Origin of the sequence: Vibrio sp. 11-4(1), assembly GCF_013048625.1 — a bacterium.
In the GTDB taxonomy this organism is placed as follows: domain Bacteria; phylum Pseudomonadota; class Gammaproteobacteria; order Enterobacterales; family Vibrionaceae; genus Vibrio; species Vibrio diabolicus.
The window spans coordinates 267,057-284,360 of record NZ_VHSY01000006.1; the positions used below are offsets into that span (position 1 = coordinate 267,057).

Genomic DNA, 17,304 nt, shown 5'->3' on the forward strand with positions numbered 1-17,304 from the left:
TGGAAAATGGCGATAACCTTAGAACTTCACAGCACTCGGTGGGTAGCTCCTGAATCACCTCGTCCCTCGTTGTTCAGGATGACGGATGTTGGGAGATACGTTACTCACATACCCAATTATTTGGTTTGTATCCAAGATTGGGTCATTCCAGCGAGTCTAAACGAGACTAGGAATCTGATTACAACTCACTGGAAAATGGCGATAACCTTAGAACTTCACAGCACTCGGTGGTTAGATCCTGAATCACCTCGTCCCTCGTTGTTCAGTATGACGGTTGTTAAGAGATACGTTACTCACGTACCCAACTATTTGGCTTGTATTCAAAGTTGGGTCATTCCAGCGAGTTTAAGTGAGACTAGGAATCGGGTTACAGCTCGCTAGGAAATGACGATAACTTTCGCACTTCAAAGCACTCGGTGGGTAGATCCTGAATCACCTCGTCCCTCGTTGTTCAGGATGACCGTTCTAAATAAAAATGCCGCTCGCATTAAAGTGAGCAGCATAGTTTGTTTCCCTTTTCCAGCCTCTGCCAAGGCTTAATTCAACTCCACGTTCCTCATCTCAGGATGCTTTAGCAACATCACACGAATCCAGTGATGCACCACCCACATCACCATCGCGGTGAGCAAAACCGCGACGAAAATCGAGCTAAAACGGTACAAGATCGAAAAGAACGCGTCTTTTTGTTCTGGCACTAATGAGGTCGTCAGCGGAACCGATAGGGCAGACATGGCAGAAAACGCGATAGCCGCTTTAATTTGCCCCTTGGTGAGCCACAAGCAGAATGGCCCCATAGCAATGGTAAAGGCGAGCCAAAAGAGTAGCCCATGCCCATACCAACTGCCCAATATGAGCTGAACAGCTATCCCCGCGATGCAGCCTAGTGCGGTGCCGATGATACGAATTTTTGCCATGGCGAGCGAGCCCGCTAAAGTCATTGGGGTTAGGATGATCAAAATGGAAGCTTGTGCGGATAACGAGTCATATAAGTCCGCTATTTGGAATACGATAAATGCCGCCATCGCCACGACCCAACCCATGGCAACTTGGCTGATGTAGTCGATATCGCTTTTCACTGGGGTCGACATCTCAATGTGCTCGGCGGGGGACTTCGGCTCAGGGAACAACCAGTACGCGAATGCGCAAACAAAAATATTGCTGAACGCCATCACCCACATGTTGACGTTGAACTCTTCAATATCCATGAAGTTATAGCTGGCAAAATTCAACACAATTGAACCCACCAACAGCCCCATGTAACCAAACAAATAGGTTTTCTGGTTCATCATTGCAATGCACTTGAACAGCATCATGATTCCGACGGCAACGATCATTAATGTTGGATGAAACTGCAAGTATTCCAGCAAAAATGTGGCTTGTATGGTTGTCCACACCGCAGAGAAAAACACGATCAATAAAGCCGAAATATTAAAGTTGTCCATTCTGCCCAATATAAACAGCGGCATCATGATGGCAAAAAATCCGTAAGACCAACCGAAGATCATGCTTAGCGCGAGCCCTAAAGAGCAGCCGAACCAAATTCGTAAGGTTTTCATTGTCGCCGCCTAGTAAATGAAGTGGAACCAGCTTGCGAGGTGAATCTGTGCTTGCGCCATCAACTGCCAGAAAATGCTGTTGTCTGGGTACAAAACAATGGTAGCGCGAGAGCCGACAAACAGTGCTGGTGGTAACTCTTCGCTGCTGGTTAGGTTCACTCGTGTACGCTGCGCATCACGTACCCAGCGGTTGTTCACTTCCACTTTGGTTAGTGCGCCATTAGGCGTTTGTTGTGCGGCTGCTACACCGTAATCGCGGCTAGCTAAATCAAAGTCGTACACCGAACCTGGGTTGGCATCAAATGTGACCAAGGCGTGGAAAGTCTTGTCTACGTTCGCGACGGATTTTTCACGAAAATCAGCGGCTACCCAGAGTGAACCTGTTGGTACAAATGTCAGCAATGGCATGTTGGTGTTTGCCATCGTGCCAACTTCTAGTTGCAGGTTGGTCACGACACCATTACTGGGAGCGAGTACCGCGGTATTTGCCAAATCAAGTTGCGCCTTTTCGATGCCGTTTTTGGCAATTCGAACGGCAGTGCTTTGACCTTTTTGATCGCCTAATTGCGCCTCAATGACTTTTAAGTTTTGTCTTTCAGCTTTAAGCGCTGCACGTGATACCTGATTTTGGGCAAAGGCATTATCGAGTGTCGATTGAGAGATGACTTTCTGCTTCGATAGTGTCAGTAAGCGGGTGTACTCGCGGTGCGCATTATCAAATGTCGCTTGGGCTCGGGCAATATTGGCAAGAGCGGCTTCGCGTTGAGAATACAGCGTTGCTTCTTTTTCATAAGCGGATTGCAGAGACAGCTTCGCCTGTTCAAGCGCAATCTTGTATTTACGATCATCAATCGTAAACAACACGTCGCCTTTTTGAACGGACTGATTATTTTCGATGAGAACGTCGGTCACTTTGCCATATACCTCGGGCGCGACTTGGACAACGTATCCTTGCACTCGTCCTTCGGTCGTTAAGGGGGCGTGGCGGTCAGCAATGATAATGTACAAAAATAGTACGATGAACAGGACAATCAAAGTTCGCATCCAGTGTTTGAATTTTTGGTCAGCCGTCATTACAAGTTCCGTTAAACATATTGGATAGCGGATTATAGAGAAGTCACTCACAATTCAGTAGAATGATAATACGAACATAAATGACCTAAAAATAGGACAATGAACATTAGTTTTGATGATATTTACCTATTCACTCAGACGGTGGTTCACGGCGGTATAAGTGCAGCGGCAGAGGCGAATCAACTACAACGCTCAAAAGTGAGTCGTCGGCTGCAAGAATTAGAGAAATCGCTCGGGGTACAGCTTTTGATTCGCACAACACGCAGCATTGAGTTGACGGAGCACGGGAAACGCTTGTTTGAGTTGGTGGGGCAGCCTATTGACCATATTCAGCAAGGTTTAAATGCCATGCACGAATATCAACAAGAGTTGACGGGCAAGGTGCGTTTAGCCATTCCTTCTGCATTGATGAGTTCTGCCGCGTTTAACGCGATCATTAGCGAGTACACAACGCGGTATCCGGAGATTTCGGTCGAGATTGAAAACCATCAAGAGAGTGTCGATCTCAAGCGTCAATCGTTTGATTTACAGCTTCTTCCGAGCGTGGTCAAAGTCACCGATGACAGCTATGTGCAGTTCAGTCTTTTGCCTTATCGTAGTCACTTTGTTGCGTCAAAAGCCTATCTAGAATCGCATCCGCCAGTAAAAACGGTGGAAGATCTTAAGCAGCATCGCCTTTTAACTAATCGTTACAATGCCGATTTGCTCGATTCAGATCTGCATGTGGCGTTGCGTTCGGATGACCTCAACTTACTGCGCTCGATGGCGATAGCAGGAAACGGCATCGCGTTTATTCCTCAAATTCATTCTAAGCCTGCATTGCGAGATGGTTTGTTGGTCGAGGTGCTGCCTCAATTCGCGCATCCGAAGCAGCATCTTACTCTGATTTATCCCTCGGCCTTATTTCTGCCCAATAAAGTCAAAGCCTTGATTGAACTGATTCGAGAGAAATTTAAATAGTCAGTTCAAACCACACTTAAATAAGGGCAAATGTGTGAGCGAAGGTCATCTTTCTAGGTTTTATTGCTCTAACATGAAAGGGTTCTGATACATTAATTGTTGTTCAACTTGTTGAGTATGGTTTGTGGTCGCACAAGATAGGAGATGGAAATGTTATCGAAAGGAAACACGGGCCTGATTGTGGTGGATGTTCAGGGCAAACTCGCTACATTAATGCATGAAAGCGACGCACTGATTGAAAATATCACGAAACTGGTAAAGGGTGCCAAAGCACTAGATTTGCCTATTCTGTGGCTAGAACAGAATCCAGAAAGGTTGGGCCCAACCGCTGAGCCGATTCGTGAAGTGCTTGAAAGCACGCATTTACCTATTACCAAGTACACGTTTGATGGTTGCAAAGAGGCGACGTTTAAGGTCGCGGTGGAGAACGCGAAAGTTGATACCTGGTTGGTTTGCGGTATTGAATCCCATATTTGTGTCTATCAAACCGCGGTTTCTCTGCGTTTGTCCGGTTATCGCGTTGAATTAGTCACGGATTGTGTATCTTCCCGAACCGCTGCCAATAAAGCGCTCGCTCTTGCGAAGTTAACCGCTAACGGTGTGGTGCTCACTGGGCTAGAAATGTGTTTGTATGAAATGGTCGAAGATTGCCGAGCACCTGAATTCAAAGAAATTCTGGCGCTCATCAGATAGTGGAATCACTGGAATCAACAACAACTTTATTTGAACACGCTATTCAAATTCTCGTTGATATCTTGGCAACATCGACTCGTTGCCAAGTAACCCGCCTTGGTGAATATAAATCACCGTTTTATCTGTGTTCTCTTCCAACCAAGGCGTGAGGCATTGCCACATATACGGGTCGTATAACAGGTCAAATTCGAGGTCGGTTTGTTCAAAGAGTGCTTTCCATGTGATGTAATCTTCTTCGTACAAGCGACCAAAATGGTGTTTGTTGCGCACGGTTAAAATGGTTGGGTGGCTGTTTTCACCGAGCTGGTTGAACTGCTCAGTTAAGTAATCTACATCGCCTACGCAAGGGCAAGTTAGCACTTCTATGCCGTGTGGGCTTAAATGTTTATGAAGATATAAAGCCGTCGTGCCGGTGCCTGATGGCAGGGCGACGGTAAACTGCTCTTTACCTCTCAATCGCGTCCAATCAAGAATTTCTCGTGCTAACTGTTTGATGCCAGCTTCAGCGAGGTGGGAACGTCCACCCTCTGGAATAAGCAATGTCGACTCATCTAATCTTCGTACCTGGTGGATGTATTCACTAGGGTGGAGTTCGCTACCGATGTCTTGCATGGCGGTGATTTTCATACCCAAATCGAGAGCGCCGCGATAGTTTCCGATGGGGGAGCTTTTTAGCCAAGATGGAATGTGATGAACATAAAACTCAAATGCCCAACCTTTAATCTGGGCGAGAGCCGCTAGCGAGTACATGGCATTGGATTGAGCGGAGCCAAAGCTTATTAACGTGGTGATGTCGGGATTTTGCTCTTCCATTAACGTCATAAACTTACGTGCTTTGTTCCCAGAAAAGTGGGAGTGGAGCATGTCGTCACGTTTAAGGAAAAATTTGCGCCCATTTAAGCTATGTTGGGTGATAGGACTTTCTGAGAGTTTCATGTCGATGCTGACGGAATAAACCGTGTCACCTTTGCCATTTAAAAAGGTGGCACAGTGTACCCGTTATTGAATGAAGATCAAAAGTATCGAGATCTTGTGTTCTACATTTCTTCGTCTTGCGACTCGCCATCAGTTACCTCGGTTGAAAGATCGATAGTAGCCACGCAGCCGTCATTTGGATGTTTATCAATAGTGAATTGCCAGCCATAACGTCGGCATAAGTCGTCCACAATCATGAGTCCCAAACCATGGCCTTCGGCATCTGGCACGGAAGAGAAGCCTTCGCCTTCATCTCTCACCGACAGTGTGGTATCGGTCATGGTGATATGAATCGTTCCCGCTGACGTGGCTGCAATGCCGTTGCGAATTAAGTTACTCAACGTAATGTTAAGAACTGCAGTGGTCGCTTTGGTTTGCGGATGCCCCAATATTTGTACATTAAATTCCAGCGATTTTTCATCGGCTTGCGCTTGGCTAAGAGCAACGATGTTGTGAAGCTCTTGCTCTGATATGGTTCGAACGGGGCTGTCGTCTGTGTTGCGTTCATATCGCACCAAACCCAACAAAGCATCAACCATGGTCGACATCTGCAAAGTGGCATCTTGAATACGGCCAATCTGACGTTCTTGAAACGATGTACTTGGACTTCTGGCTAGCAAGCTGCTTGAGCCTTTCATCACTGTGAGCGGTGTTCTCAGTTCATGGCTGGCATATCGTGCAAAAGCTTGTTCACGTTTAATCACTTGATTGATTTGATGTCGATATTCATTAAGCTGATTTGCGAGCGTTTGGAATTCATTTGCAGAGCCTTCAGGGACAACAAATTTTTGTGTAGTGTCACCTTGATGGCGGTCCAGTTGTGTTTTTAGGGCACTGACAGGTTCAATGAGACGCAGAGAAAGTCTCGATAATAGGCTGCCAAAAATCAAAAGTAACCCGATGACAACCGCCAGCACCATAACGAGAACAAACATGAACTCGTTAGATGTAATTTCTATCTCATCAATCAGAGAGATCAGAATAATAGGATGTTCCTCTCCATCTTGCGTGTAGGTGCTCATGTAAATCATGCGAGTGTCTGGTTCGTCAGCAACTTCAGCGAGAAAGTACTTTTTATCTTGGATGAAGGGTTGATAGAGCTCAGGGACGAGATTGATGTCGTTGTATGCCGTTGTCAGTAAATCTAGTTTGATGATTCCGCTATCAGGATGGTTTCGAAAGTGCTCAATCGCCTCTTTTTTATCGATCATAATACGTCGTTCACCGACGCGATCTTCCGACCATAATAGCGCTCCGCTAACCAATGCGAAGCATAGCAAGCCAATCACAACCGACACTAGAAGGAAGAAGAGTTCAAGGCGTCCGGTTAAGCTTTGTGTATTGTTAAATAAGCGGCGAATCATGCCCCGGGCTCCAATCGGAAGCCGACTTTTGGAATAGTTTTCAAAACGTGCTCTTTGAATGGTTTGTCGAGCTGCCCACGCAATTGATAAATATGGCTACGCAACACATCGTTATTTGGCTCATCTTCTTGCCATAATCGGAAAGCAATCTCCTCACGTGTGACCACTTCTGGCGCGTTTTTCACCAGCATTTCTAGAATCGTGTACGTGGTTGGATTCAACGCCAACAGCTTATCTTGACGGTAGGCTTGATGTGTTTTTTGATCGATAGACACTTCGCCATACTGGAGTTTGGTTGATGCAACCGTACCGCGGTAGCGTTTAATCAATGCAGTCATGCGTGCTTCAAGAATATCGAGATCAAACGGTTTGGTGAGGTAGTCGTCGGCGCCGTGTTGGAAGCCTTTGAGCATGTCGTCTCGGCTATCAAGTGCTGTCAGCATCAACACCGGAGTGTTATTACCTGCATCGCGTAGCTTGTTGCACAGTGTTAGGCCATCCATGCGCGGCAGCATGAGGTCGAGCAAAATGATGTCAAACGCATTATCCATCGCCAGTTTTAAGCCTAGCTCACCGTTGTCGGCATAATCCAGCTGCATGCCAGCACACTCAAAATAATCAAACAACATTCCCGCTATTTCACGATTATCTTCTACCAAAAGTACACGCTTCATTTATTCTTATCCAATCTCGATAAATTCGAATGTTGATCTTAACGAACATTATTCACTATAGGTGTGAAAAAGTTGTCGACGATGATTTTCTCACCTTTGTGTCGGTTTTCAATGTCTAGCTTGAATACCGTCTTATTATCCAAGTAAATCTACGATCTTTTGTTCATATCTATCAATTTCTCTTGATGTATAAATGGGGTAGATTATTTGATTCTGTTAACTCTATATAAAACATGAAGATACTAAATTATTTATGTGACCTTGAGCACATTGTTAGTAATTACTGATTTTTACTGACTCACTCATAGAAAAAGTTCTTACTTCTCTTAAGTCCCTTTTTTAATTATGGTTATTGCTTTTAAATACAAACGCTTAGATTCTCCTTTTTGAGACAATTCAATTAAATCAATGGCTTCATGTATAAGCGAAAATCTGCATTATTTTATTTTTATTAATAAAACTACATTTTCTGTTCTTGCTCTGTTCATAAATGAAAGCCTTCCATTAACTTTACTTGTTTAAAATCCATGATCCTTCCAATGCTTAATGCCAGATAAAAATCAATTTGTGAGGCGATCATGTTTAACAGTATACGCACTCGAATTGCTGTCAGTGCGGGTGGGGCAATGGCCTTCACTCTATTGATTGCAATGGGTATGACAACCAATGCGTTCACGCAAGTGAATGAACAAATCACTACAAAAGTAAAATCTCAACTGACCGAAGCCACCACGACCGACCTGAGCAATACGGCGATTCAGCAAGGGCTGAATATTTCCAACCAGTTAGAGCCAGTGTTGGCGAACCTAAAGCAAGCGCGTTCAATTATCGAATTAAGCGCAGAGACGGCCGCGACGCCAGACATTATTGTTAAACAGTTTATTGCGTCGCTAGAAGCTCAGAACAAAGCTGTGTTTGCTGGTTACATGGTGTGGGAAAAGCCATCGTGGGTTGAGCCAACGATTCAAGACAAAAGCCTTGGCTTTAATAGCGAAGGCTACTTAGCGCCATTCTTTTCGCCAAATTCGCACAACAGTTTTGATGTTGTGTCGATGGATAGCTTTAGTAATACTGAATTAAACAACAACGGTGAGCGTAAAGACGATTGGCACTTGATGCCTTACGAAACGGGCAAAACGTTCGTGATGGAACCATACATGTATCCGGTTCGCGGCAAACAAGAACTGATCACGACCATCAGCCAACCAATCAAGTTACGTGGCGACATCATTGGCTCTCTCGGTTTTGATTTGTCATTGAACGAGTTACAAAGCCAAAGTGAAGATTACGCGAGCGACTTGTTTGATGGACAAGGCCGTATTCTGATTTCTTCGTGGAAAGGCATCACACTGGCGAACAGCAGCCAAGCGGATCAAGTGGGTAAGAAAGTCTCTCATGAATTGGCGTCTCAATGGGCTCGTATTCAATCCATTGCGAAACAAAAAGGCGCAGGCCTTGTGACGTTTGGCGGGGATGAGTATGCGATTACTGCAATTGAAACCAGCGATGCGCCTTGGATCGTTATGGTGTCGGTTCCCAGTAGCTTCCTTAAAAAGAACGTGGATGACTACGAGCGATGGAGTGAAGAACAAAGTGCAGAAGCTCTTGAAAAGGGAGTGTGGGCAGGGATTATTGCGGCTCTGATTGGTATTGTTGCGATGACAATGATCGCGACCTCGTTGGGCAAAGTGTTAACTAACTTAGTGGAGCGTTTTAAAGACGCAGCACAAGGCGAGGGCGACCTAACTTACCGCATTGAGGTGAAAGGTAAGGACGAAACCGCCCAACTGGCGCACTGGTTTAATACCTTCCTCGCTCGCATTCAGGAAATGCTTTTAACCGTAATGGCGACGGCAGACCAAGTTGATAAAAACGCAAGTGAAGGCCAAGCTCGTGCGGCGGCTTCGAGAGATCAACTGAACGTTCAAGTGAACGAAGTCAACTCGCTAGCAACGGCGATTAATGAGATGAGCGCAACCGCACAAGAAGTGGCAAATTCTGCGGTACAAGCGGCGGCAGCGGCAAGCCAAGTTCAAAGCAATAGTGCGAATGGCATGTCGCGTATGGACAATGCTGCAAGCGCGGTGGATAACCTCGCTTCGCAAGTGAATGATGCACAGCACCAGACGCAGAATTTGGTGGCTTCAAGCACGGCGATTCAGGGGATTCTGAGTGAGATTGGTGGCATTGCCGATCAAACCAACTTGCTGGCTCTGAACGCTGCGATTGAAGCTGCGCGTGCTGGTGAAGCGGGTCGTGGTTTTGCTGTGGTAGCCGATGAAGTCCGCAACCTTGCAACGCGCACACAAGGCTCGACAGAAGAAATTCGTGCAATGTTGGCTCGTTTGGAGCAAGAAACGCAATCAATCGTTGTGTTGATGGAGCAAAGCCAGAAGCAAGCGGTGGATACCAAAGAAGAAACACAAGCAGCGCAATTGGCGTTGGCCGAAATCAACCAAGCTATTGAAGTGATTAATGATATGAACAATCAAATCGCTTCAGCGGCAGAAGAGCAAAGTTCGGTGTCAGAAGAGATCAACCGTAATGTGGTTGTGATTAATGATACGGCGATGGAAGTGATGGATACTATGTCATCTTCGGTAGCGATCAGCAATGAACTGACGGAAAAAGCCAGTGATCTTCACGGTGAGTTGAGTAAGTTCAAGTTGTCTTAATCAAGCGAGTGAGTTCAAGCCAGCTCACTCGGTTCATTTCCGGCAAAACGATTGGCGAGAAATATCGAACAAAACAAAAGGGCTCCAGAGTTACCTCTGGAGCCTTTTTTAATGCTTGCTGCAAACTATGAAGCGGGACTTGCTGGCTGTTCACCAGCCGCTTTTAAGCGCTCGATTTCCGATTCGGTTTGCCACTTGCCGTTGTAAAGGTATTCACGCTCAGGAAGCGGGGCTTTTGAAGCCCTTAAATCAAATACCTCATCGGTTTGATATTCTCTACTACAAACAGGAATATTAAAGAGCCTTGATTCTGGCTTTGCTTCGAACAGCTTTTTATGGTCATCGACCTCTGTACAATTTAGTGTGTAGACCTTTGACAGTTGCGCGACCATGGATTCTAAATCCGCTTCAGTTTTAAAGAAAACATAACAATCTGCTCTATCTTGTGAGCGAAAGATAGTCTTATGAGCAGTATCTCGATATCTGCATATGTCATGCTTAAAATAGAACTGGATCACTTTCCTTTTCTTGTTGTAGTCCGCAAAAAGCCAATCTTCTCGTTCGCCCACTTTGACTTCTGTTCGTTCATCAGGCTGGCGTTTTAACATACCGAATGAGAATAAAATAAGGGCACCTGCTCCCGCTAACGCCATTGGGCCAATTACCGCTACCATAACCACACACACCACTGCACCTACCCAGCCAACAGCTTGCGAGGCGGTATTTACCCATTTAGGCATATTGCGACGCTTTTTCATCACAAAGCCTTTATCAGAAAAAATATAGTCATAGCGATAATCGAGGCCGATCGTAAGGTAAAAGATTCCAGCCATCATCACTGACAAGATAAGACCAAAAAAGGTTACGACAAGCGTATCACTTGAGTGTGTCAAAAATACTATTACAAATAAGAAGCTCATAAATGGCAAAGCCGTTAACTTGAAATGGTAGCGAAATGGCTCTTCTACATCATACTTATGCCATGTTGTTAAATTGTCCCCTGTGAGAATCTCTTGCTCTTGCGCTTCTTGATAAACCGCCAATTCTTCTGGGGTGATATAAAACGGTGAATATGCCAAGGGTTACTCCTGAAAACCTAATGTGCCAACAGCGGGGGTGAGTGTTTTTTTAATGATGTCTTGTTTGGTATTGTCTGAAATCACGCCATAAGTTGCACTCTGTTTTATGCCGTTTTGGAACCAATACTCACGCTTAGCAGGGGCATCATCTTCCACATCGTAAGCGACTTGCATGGCAAGGTAATGGTCTGCTTCTTTAATTGGTAATGTTACCTTGTACACCAGTAATTCTTTGCTCGCTTGGTCTTGAGTTTGTAGAGTGACTAAATCTGCGTTTTGATGCCACGAGCCTGACGTCAAATCATCTTCTGTTGCCTTGCTGTTAGTGCTCAACGTAATACCATTCGTTGCAGCACGCGTTGGCAGTTGAATATGCACTTCCAAACCGATTAACTCACGATGTGTGTAACCTGGGTAAGCTTGTACTTTTTCAATAGGCTGATGGTATACCGTAGGTTGCTGAATAATCGACTGTAAGTCAAACAGAGCTTGCTGCACCAATGCTGAATTGTGTTTTTCTCTTTCAGGCAAGCTCGCAGATTGGCTCCACTGAGTGCGAGCAGGATGGTATCCCCATGGCAGTTTATCTAACCATTTTTGGAAATCATCTTGTTTCAATTTGTTTAACTTATGATTGATGGCTAGGAATACAACTGTAATAATAACTAAGCCTGCCGTTATAGGTCCGCCAAAGGATAAGTTTAATGCAAATTGTCCAGTTAACCCTCCGTATGCTTGGAACATACCGACAGCCGACATTGCGGTTAATACTAGGGTATTTGCTACATGTAGGTATTTTTCTTGACCATAAACTTCATCAGCCTTCTGCCAAGAACGGTAAGCCTCAATACCTGAAGCTAACGCACCTAAAGCCCCTGTGATCGCGAGCCATTTATTAAATACTTTTAAGTCATCAAGAACCAGGTTTTCAAAGCCTTTTGTATTTCGACCTACTAACTTTTTAAGAGTTTTAAGCGAGTGCTCTCTGAGTTCGTCACTCCCCTTAACCTTATCCCATAATTTACCCGTACGAATACCCGTCCAAGCTCCGGCCGTGTAAAACAGCTTTTGTTGAATATCCAAGAAATCATCTTGGGTCATTAGCCCAGTTTCTTGAATGCTGTTCATTGCATCAGCAAGTGCGAGACAGTTGAAAATCAGAGCTAAGAAGCCTAGACCACCCACATCTTCAAACAGTTTATTAAGGTTGTTTAATCTGTTATCCCATATATCTTTACGCATTTGAATTGTTGCCTCAAGTACGTCATCTGGAAACTCGATGTATTGTGGGTATTCTAATGTTGCCACTGCTAGACTTTTTTGGAGGTGACGTTGTTGTTTTAAGGCTTGTTTATATTGTTGTTTTGATACTTTTTTATCGCCTTTATTAAAAGCAGCTATAATGGCCTTGTTTTGGTTTGAGGCAACCACTCTTTTATCATGGTTAGACTTCCAATCACCAAAACCTTGCGCATAGTTTTTATTGATTTTGACAGCAGTATTGGTAGCTAAACGTTCAGCGAACACTGCTCGCCAATAAAAGCTATTTCGAGTTAAAGGCTTTGAGAAAACGGGCATGATTAGAAGTGAAGCTTGAGAAGTAAAGCTAACTCCTAATTTTAGTGCACTCTTCATTATTGCGCTGTTTGCGGCTTTGAAGATTATATCTAGTTCCTTAAATCCTTTCGCGATGTCTTTTAAAAACTCGGTTTCTGCAGTATTTGGGTTAGAAATAAAGTCCATTACTTTTGCATACATACCGACACGGTTACTTGCTGCCGAAACGTAGTCCATAAACTGTTTGTCTGAGCTTTCAGTATCTGGAACATTTTTGGCGACGTTTTCTTCAACTAACTGATGTGAAACTTGCTCAGGAATTAACTTCTCCACTTGTTTAAAGAGACTACGACTAAATCCGGAAGTGTAGAGAGCAAGTAAACTGGTTGGTTTCTCCCATTGGCTTTCTGCCCACTGTCGGTCCTCTTCTTGTATCACCAAAGTAAATGACTCAACGGCTTGCTTGTGCAGTTGATACAAGCTGTACTGTGTGTCTTCGCTGTATAGGTCGAAGGTTCTTTCAAGATGATGCGGCGTTAAGGACTCCATTACTGCGATAAAGTCGCGTTTGACCGAAACCACTTGGGCTAGCATGGTTTCTTTTTGTTCTGACAGCTCTTGCATTTCGCTCAGCATTTGCTTCCAGTTGAGCTGCTTGCGCCAGCGTTCAGTCGCTATCCATTGTTCGTATTTACCAAATCGGCTCGCAGAAATTCGATATTTGTCCTGTATCGTTTTGGCAATGCCAGTTTGGGTATGTTGGTGTGACTCAATCGCTCCAGCGGAAAATTTAGCAGGATAGCCGGACTGAACTGAGCTTTTGTTTTGCTCTGCCAAATCAAGTTGGTTAGAGGAATCATAATACTCAGCCATGTCGGTATAAAACGACAGCTCTTCGCCGTTACGCTTAACGCTAGCTGGCATGTCTATCTCGTCACTTGCACCAAACATACACAGTTGCATGGCGGTCTGCATCAAACTCCACTGGTTTGAAAACTGGTCAGTAAAAAGGCGGTAAGGGCTTGCGGCACCAACAAAATGTAGTGACATATCTTGAATGTCTGCGGCGTAATCTTTTATCGCGACGAAGTAACCTGATTCTTCTTCTGGAATCGCAGAGGTTAAATCACTTTCGACTGCAACAGGTTTAAAGACAGAACCATCTTCATCTGCTTTGGTGGCGATGCCAGAATCCGCAAAGCGACCATCATCGACGGCAGAAGATTCAATATCAGCAACTTGGGTTAATTTATCTATTGGGGCAATGTTATGCTGATTCTCGTTTTCAGACAGAACAATGGTTTGCATGCGATCGATATGATTACTCGGATTGTTAAGTACTCGCATGAACGTGTGCCATGTCCACCGGTGCTCAGAGAAACAAATCGATAGTACGCTTCCGTTGACGTAAGTAAGGAAGGGCTTTGCATCTTGTGGTGTCCCACGCTGTTCTGATTTTGGGCTTTCTGACTCTCCCAACTTATAGAGCGTGAATTGCGTTCCTTTGATTTCGTATTCGTCTAAGCTTTTGTTAATTGAATCATAGATATACAGCCAACCGTCGCGTAGTTGACGCAGGGTGTAGCCAACGGTATTGAGTTTGGCTGGGCCTTGGCCTTTCCATTCTTCTGGCAAACCAAAAGGTTGTGTTTCTTCCGTTTCTAGCTGATCGATGGCGTAGCGAACAGGGATGAAGTGTGCCGGTAAAGCCTCTGTTGGTTCTTTCTCGTTTTTTAAATTGAGAGGTTCTGGTTCTGACGGCGGTGGCGGATCGATTTTTTTTGTTTCTCCCTCCCAAAACATACTGCGCTCTGGGGGTGAGCCAGCAAGATCATCGGATTCCGTGGTTGGAACGATATTCAGCGATTTCAACGTACCATCGCTTTCAAATGCCTGAACGGCTTCTTCGTGGGTATAGCTGTTGTCGTGCCAGAACATCGAAGTTTTTGGAGGAAGTGGATTACTCATCGTTAGCCCATGTTTAAGAGTTTTACTCTATTACGCAAATATCGCACCAAAATAAAGTAATTAAAAATCAATGAGTTAGTTTTGTATTATTTTTCTTCAATCAAATAATTGTTTGTTTTTCCAATAAGTTGGTTGGTGTTTACCATTTTTTGTATTGATTGAATCAAAGTTTGAGTTGTGAGTGATACCTCAATGAACCGACAAAACAAAAGGGCTCCAGAGTTACCTCTGGAGCCCTTTCTAGTATTTAAGTGCTGAAAAATTAACGACGCTTTGGTTTACGTTGACCAGCTGGTTTGCCTTGTCCTTGTGGGCGACCTTGACCTTGCGGCTTGCTACCTGCTGGGCGGTTTGCACCGTTGCCGCTAGGACGTTGGCCGTTGCTTGCAGGGCGTTGACCACCTTTTGCTTTGTCAGAGCCGTTACGGTTACCAGATGGTTTACCATCTTTTGAACCGCCTTCAGAGCGTTTGTTCAAGTGGCCACCGAAACCTGGTTGGTTCTTGGTGTGTTTCGTGGCAAAGCGGTTTGCACCGTGACGACCAGATTTACGACGTTGTGCAGGTGTTTGTGCTTCAATGTCTTCCGCAGGAACGAGACAGCCTTGTTTGTCACCAATCAAATGTTTTTTACCCATACTGATTAGGGCTTCACGGATCATTGGCCAGTTTGCTGGATCGTGGTAACGCAACAGCGCTTTATGTAGGCGACGTTGACGTTCACCTTTTGCTACAGGTACATCTTCGCGTTTTTTATACTTCACTCGTTTCAGAGGGTTTGTCTCTGAGTAGTACATCGACGTTGCGTTACACATTGGCGAAGGGTAGAAGTTTTGTACTTGGTCACACTCGAAGTTGTTTTTCTTCAGCCACAGAGCAAGGTTCAGCATGTCTTCGTCTTCTGTGCCTGGGTGCGCAGAGATAAAGTAAGGGATTAAGTACTGCTTCTTACCCGCTTCTGCGCTGTACTTCTCGAACATCTCTTTAAAGCGATCGTACGTGCCCATACCCGGTTTCATCATCAGATCAAGGGGACCTTTCTCTGTATGTTCCGGTGCAATCTTCAAGTAACCACCTACGTGGTGAGTCACGAGCTCTTTTACGTATTCTGGTGATTCAATCGCAAGGTCGTAACGTACGCCAGATGCAACCATCACTTTCTTCACGCCTTCAACTTTACGCGCTTCGCGGTATAAATCGATCGTGTGTTTGTGGTCCGTGTTTAGCTTGTTACAGATGCCCGGGAATACACAAGAAGGACGGCGACAGTTCGCTTCCGCTTTTGGGTCTTTACAACCTAGGCGGTACATGTTTGCAGTCGGGCCTCCAAGATCGGAAATTGTGCCGGTAAAGCCCGGAACTTTGTCGCGAATTTCTTCAATCTCGTTAATGATTGACTCTTTCGAGCGGTTTTGAATGATTCGGCCTTCGTGCTCGGTAATTGAACAGAAAGAGCAGCCACCAAAACAACCACGCATGATGTTCACAGACGTTTTGATCATGTCATACGCTGGAATTTTTGCTTTGCCGTACATAGGATGAGGAACACGCGCGTAAGGCAGGCCAAACACAAAGTCCATCTCTTCGGTCGTCAATGGGATTGGGGCTTGGTTTACCCAAAGTTCACGATCACCATGGCTTTGAAGTAACGCTCGACCAGAGTACGGGTTTGTTTCTAAATGCAATACACGACTTGCGTGGGCATAAAGAATGCGATCGTTTCTTAGTTTTTCGAACGAAGGTAAGCGAACCGCAGTTGTTGCAGCATCGTGGCGTGATGGGCGAATCGTGATTGGTTGTGCAACTGGCTCATCTTTTTTAGTTTCACACTGAGTTTCTACTTCGTATGGGTTCTTTGGTACGAACGCTTCTTTACGAGGTTTTTCAATGCGAGAAGAATCGATAACCGTGTAGCCTTCTGGCGCGGCTGGCAAGTTCACGGCAGTACCACGAATATTGGTCATGGTGCTGATGTCTTCACCATTTGCGATGCGATGCGCCACTTCTACAAGTGCGCGTTCTGCGTTACCGAAAAGTAGGATGTCTGCTTTTGCATCAAACAGTACCGAACGGCGAACTTTGTCTGACCAGTAATCGTAGTGCGCAACACGGCGTAGGCTGGCTTCGATACCACCTAAAACAATAGGCACTTCTTTATAGGCTTCACGACAACGCTGAGAGTAAACCAAAGTCGCGCGGTCTGGGCGTTTGCCACCTTCGTTATTGGGGGTGTACGCGTCATCGTGACGAAGTTTTTTATCCGCGGTGTAACGGTTGATCATGGAGTCCATGTTACCCGCAGTGATCCCGAAGAACAGATTTGGCTTACCTAGCTGCATGAACGCATCTTTATTTTGCCATTCTGGTTGAGCAATGATACCGACACGGAAACCTTGTGCTTCTAGCAGACGGCCAATGATAGCCATACCAAAGCTTGGGTGATCCACGTAAGCGTCACCGGTTACGATGATAATGTCACAGCTATCCCATCCTAGGGCGTCCATTTCTTTGCGACTGGTCGGCAAGAAAGGTGCCGTACCAAAACACTCTGCCCAGTATTTTTTGTACTCATGAATAGGAGTGATGTTATTGGTCATATTTTGCTCTCTGTTCCAGGGAGCGCGAATTATAGCGATTTGAGGATCAGGTATCTATACCAAACTCATCTATTCAAGCTTAGTTCATCGAGTTTTATTTGGTTTGCAAAAATATCAAGGCTATATCGGCGAT

At 45.1% G+C, this 17,304-nt stretch carries 11 protein-coding genes; 3 read left to right on the plus strand and 8 right to left on the minus strand.

The annotated features are described in order from the left end of the window. Positions 1-536 precede the first annotated feature (536 nt). Both FKN16_RS14240 and FKN16_RS14245 read right to left on the minus strand, forming a co-directional pair. Positions 537-1,556, minus strand: coding sequence for a DUF2955 domain-containing protein (locus FKN16_RS14240; RefSeq protein WP_170902969.1), 1,020 nt, complete (start codon positions 1,554-1,556; stop codon positions 537-539). Positions 1,557-1,565: 9 nt separating this feature from the next. Then, positions 1,566-2,630: an HlyD family secretion protein gene (locus FKN16_RS14245; RefSeq protein ID WP_170902970.1), complete on the minus strand. Its 1,065-nt coding sequence runs from the start codon at positions 2,628-2,630 to the stop codon at positions 1,566-1,568. Positions 2,631-2,729: 99 nt separating this feature from the next. On the opposite strand from FKN16_RS14245, the gene FKN16_RS14250 reads away from it, so the two are divergent. Continuing rightward, positions 2,730-3,590, plus strand: coding sequence for a LysR family transcriptional regulator (locus tag FKN16_RS14250; RefSeq protein WP_065646066.1), 861 nt, complete (start codon positions 2,730-2,732; stop codon positions 3,588-3,590). 150 nt (positions 3,591-3,740) lie between these two features. After that, entirely contained in the window at positions 3,741-4,283 is a 543-nt protein-coding gene (locus tag FKN16_RS14255; protein WP_170902971.1) for an isochorismatase family protein, read from the plus strand. 39 nt (positions 4,284-4,322) lie between these two features. Here FKN16_RS14255 and FKN16_RS14260 read toward each other — a convergent pair whose 3' ends face one another. The 3 genes from FKN16_RS14260 to FKN16_RS14270 all read right to left on the minus strand — a co-directional run bounded on the left by FKN16_RS14260 (position 4,323) and on the right by FKN16_RS14270 (position 7,296). Continuing rightward, complete coding sequence (locus FKN16_RS14260) at positions 4,323-5,219, minus strand: 1-aminocyclopropane-1-carboxylate deaminase/D-cysteine desulfhydrase (protein ID WP_170902972.1); 897 nt, start codon at positions 5,217-5,219, stop codon at positions 4,323-4,325. A 101-nt stretch (positions 5,220-5,320) separates the two neighbouring features. Continuing rightward, positions 5,321-6,622 carry a HAMP domain-containing sensor histidine kinase gene (locus FKN16_RS14265; RefSeq protein WP_170902973.1) on the minus strand — a complete coding sequence of 434 codons (1,302 nt, stop codon included), beginning with the start codon at positions 6,620-6,622 and terminating at the stop codon, positions 5,321-5,323. Further along, positions 6,619-7,296 carry a response regulator transcription factor gene (locus FKN16_RS14270; protein ID WP_048625732.1) on the minus strand — a complete coding sequence of 226 codons (678 nt, stop codon included), beginning with the start codon at positions 7,294-7,296 and terminating at the stop codon, positions 6,619-6,621. The genes FKN16_RS14265 and FKN16_RS14270 overlap by 4 nt, the downstream gene beginning before the upstream one ends. A gap of 578 nt (positions 7,297-7,874) precedes the next feature. Between FKN16_RS14270 and FKN16_RS14275 the strand changes: the two genes are divergently transcribed. Continuing rightward, a complete protein-coding gene (locus FKN16_RS14275; RefSeq protein WP_170902974.1) occupies positions 7,875-9,971 on the plus strand; it encodes a methyl-accepting chemotaxis protein in 2,097 nt (698 codons plus the stop codon). Between the two features lie 125 nt (positions 9,972-10,096). Here the strand turns inward: FKN16_RS14275 and FKN16_RS14280 are convergent, their stop codons facing one another. The 3 genes from FKN16_RS14280 to FKN16_RS14290 all read right to left on the minus strand — a co-directional run bounded on the left by FKN16_RS14280 (position 10,097) and on the right by FKN16_RS14290 (position 17,171). Further along, positions 10,097-11,050 carry a hypothetical protein gene (locus FKN16_RS14280; protein WP_170902975.1) on the minus strand — a complete coding sequence of 318 codons (954 nt, stop codon included), beginning with the start codon at positions 11,048-11,050 and terminating at the stop codon, positions 10,097-10,099. Positions 11,051-11,053: 3 nt separating this feature from the next. Continuing rightward, entirely contained in the window at positions 11,054-14,575 is a 3,522-nt protein-coding gene (locus FKN16_RS14285; protein WP_170902976.1) for a T6SS effector BTH_I2691 family protein, read from the minus strand. A gap of 262 nt (positions 14,576-14,837) precedes the next feature. After that, positions 14,838-17,171 (minus strand): YgiQ family radical SAM protein, encoded by a 2,334-nt coding sequence (locus FKN16_RS14290; protein WP_048625729.1) that lies wholly within the window; start codon positions 17,169-17,171, stop codon positions 14,838-14,840. Between the last annotated feature and the right edge of the window lie 133 nt (positions 17,172-17,304).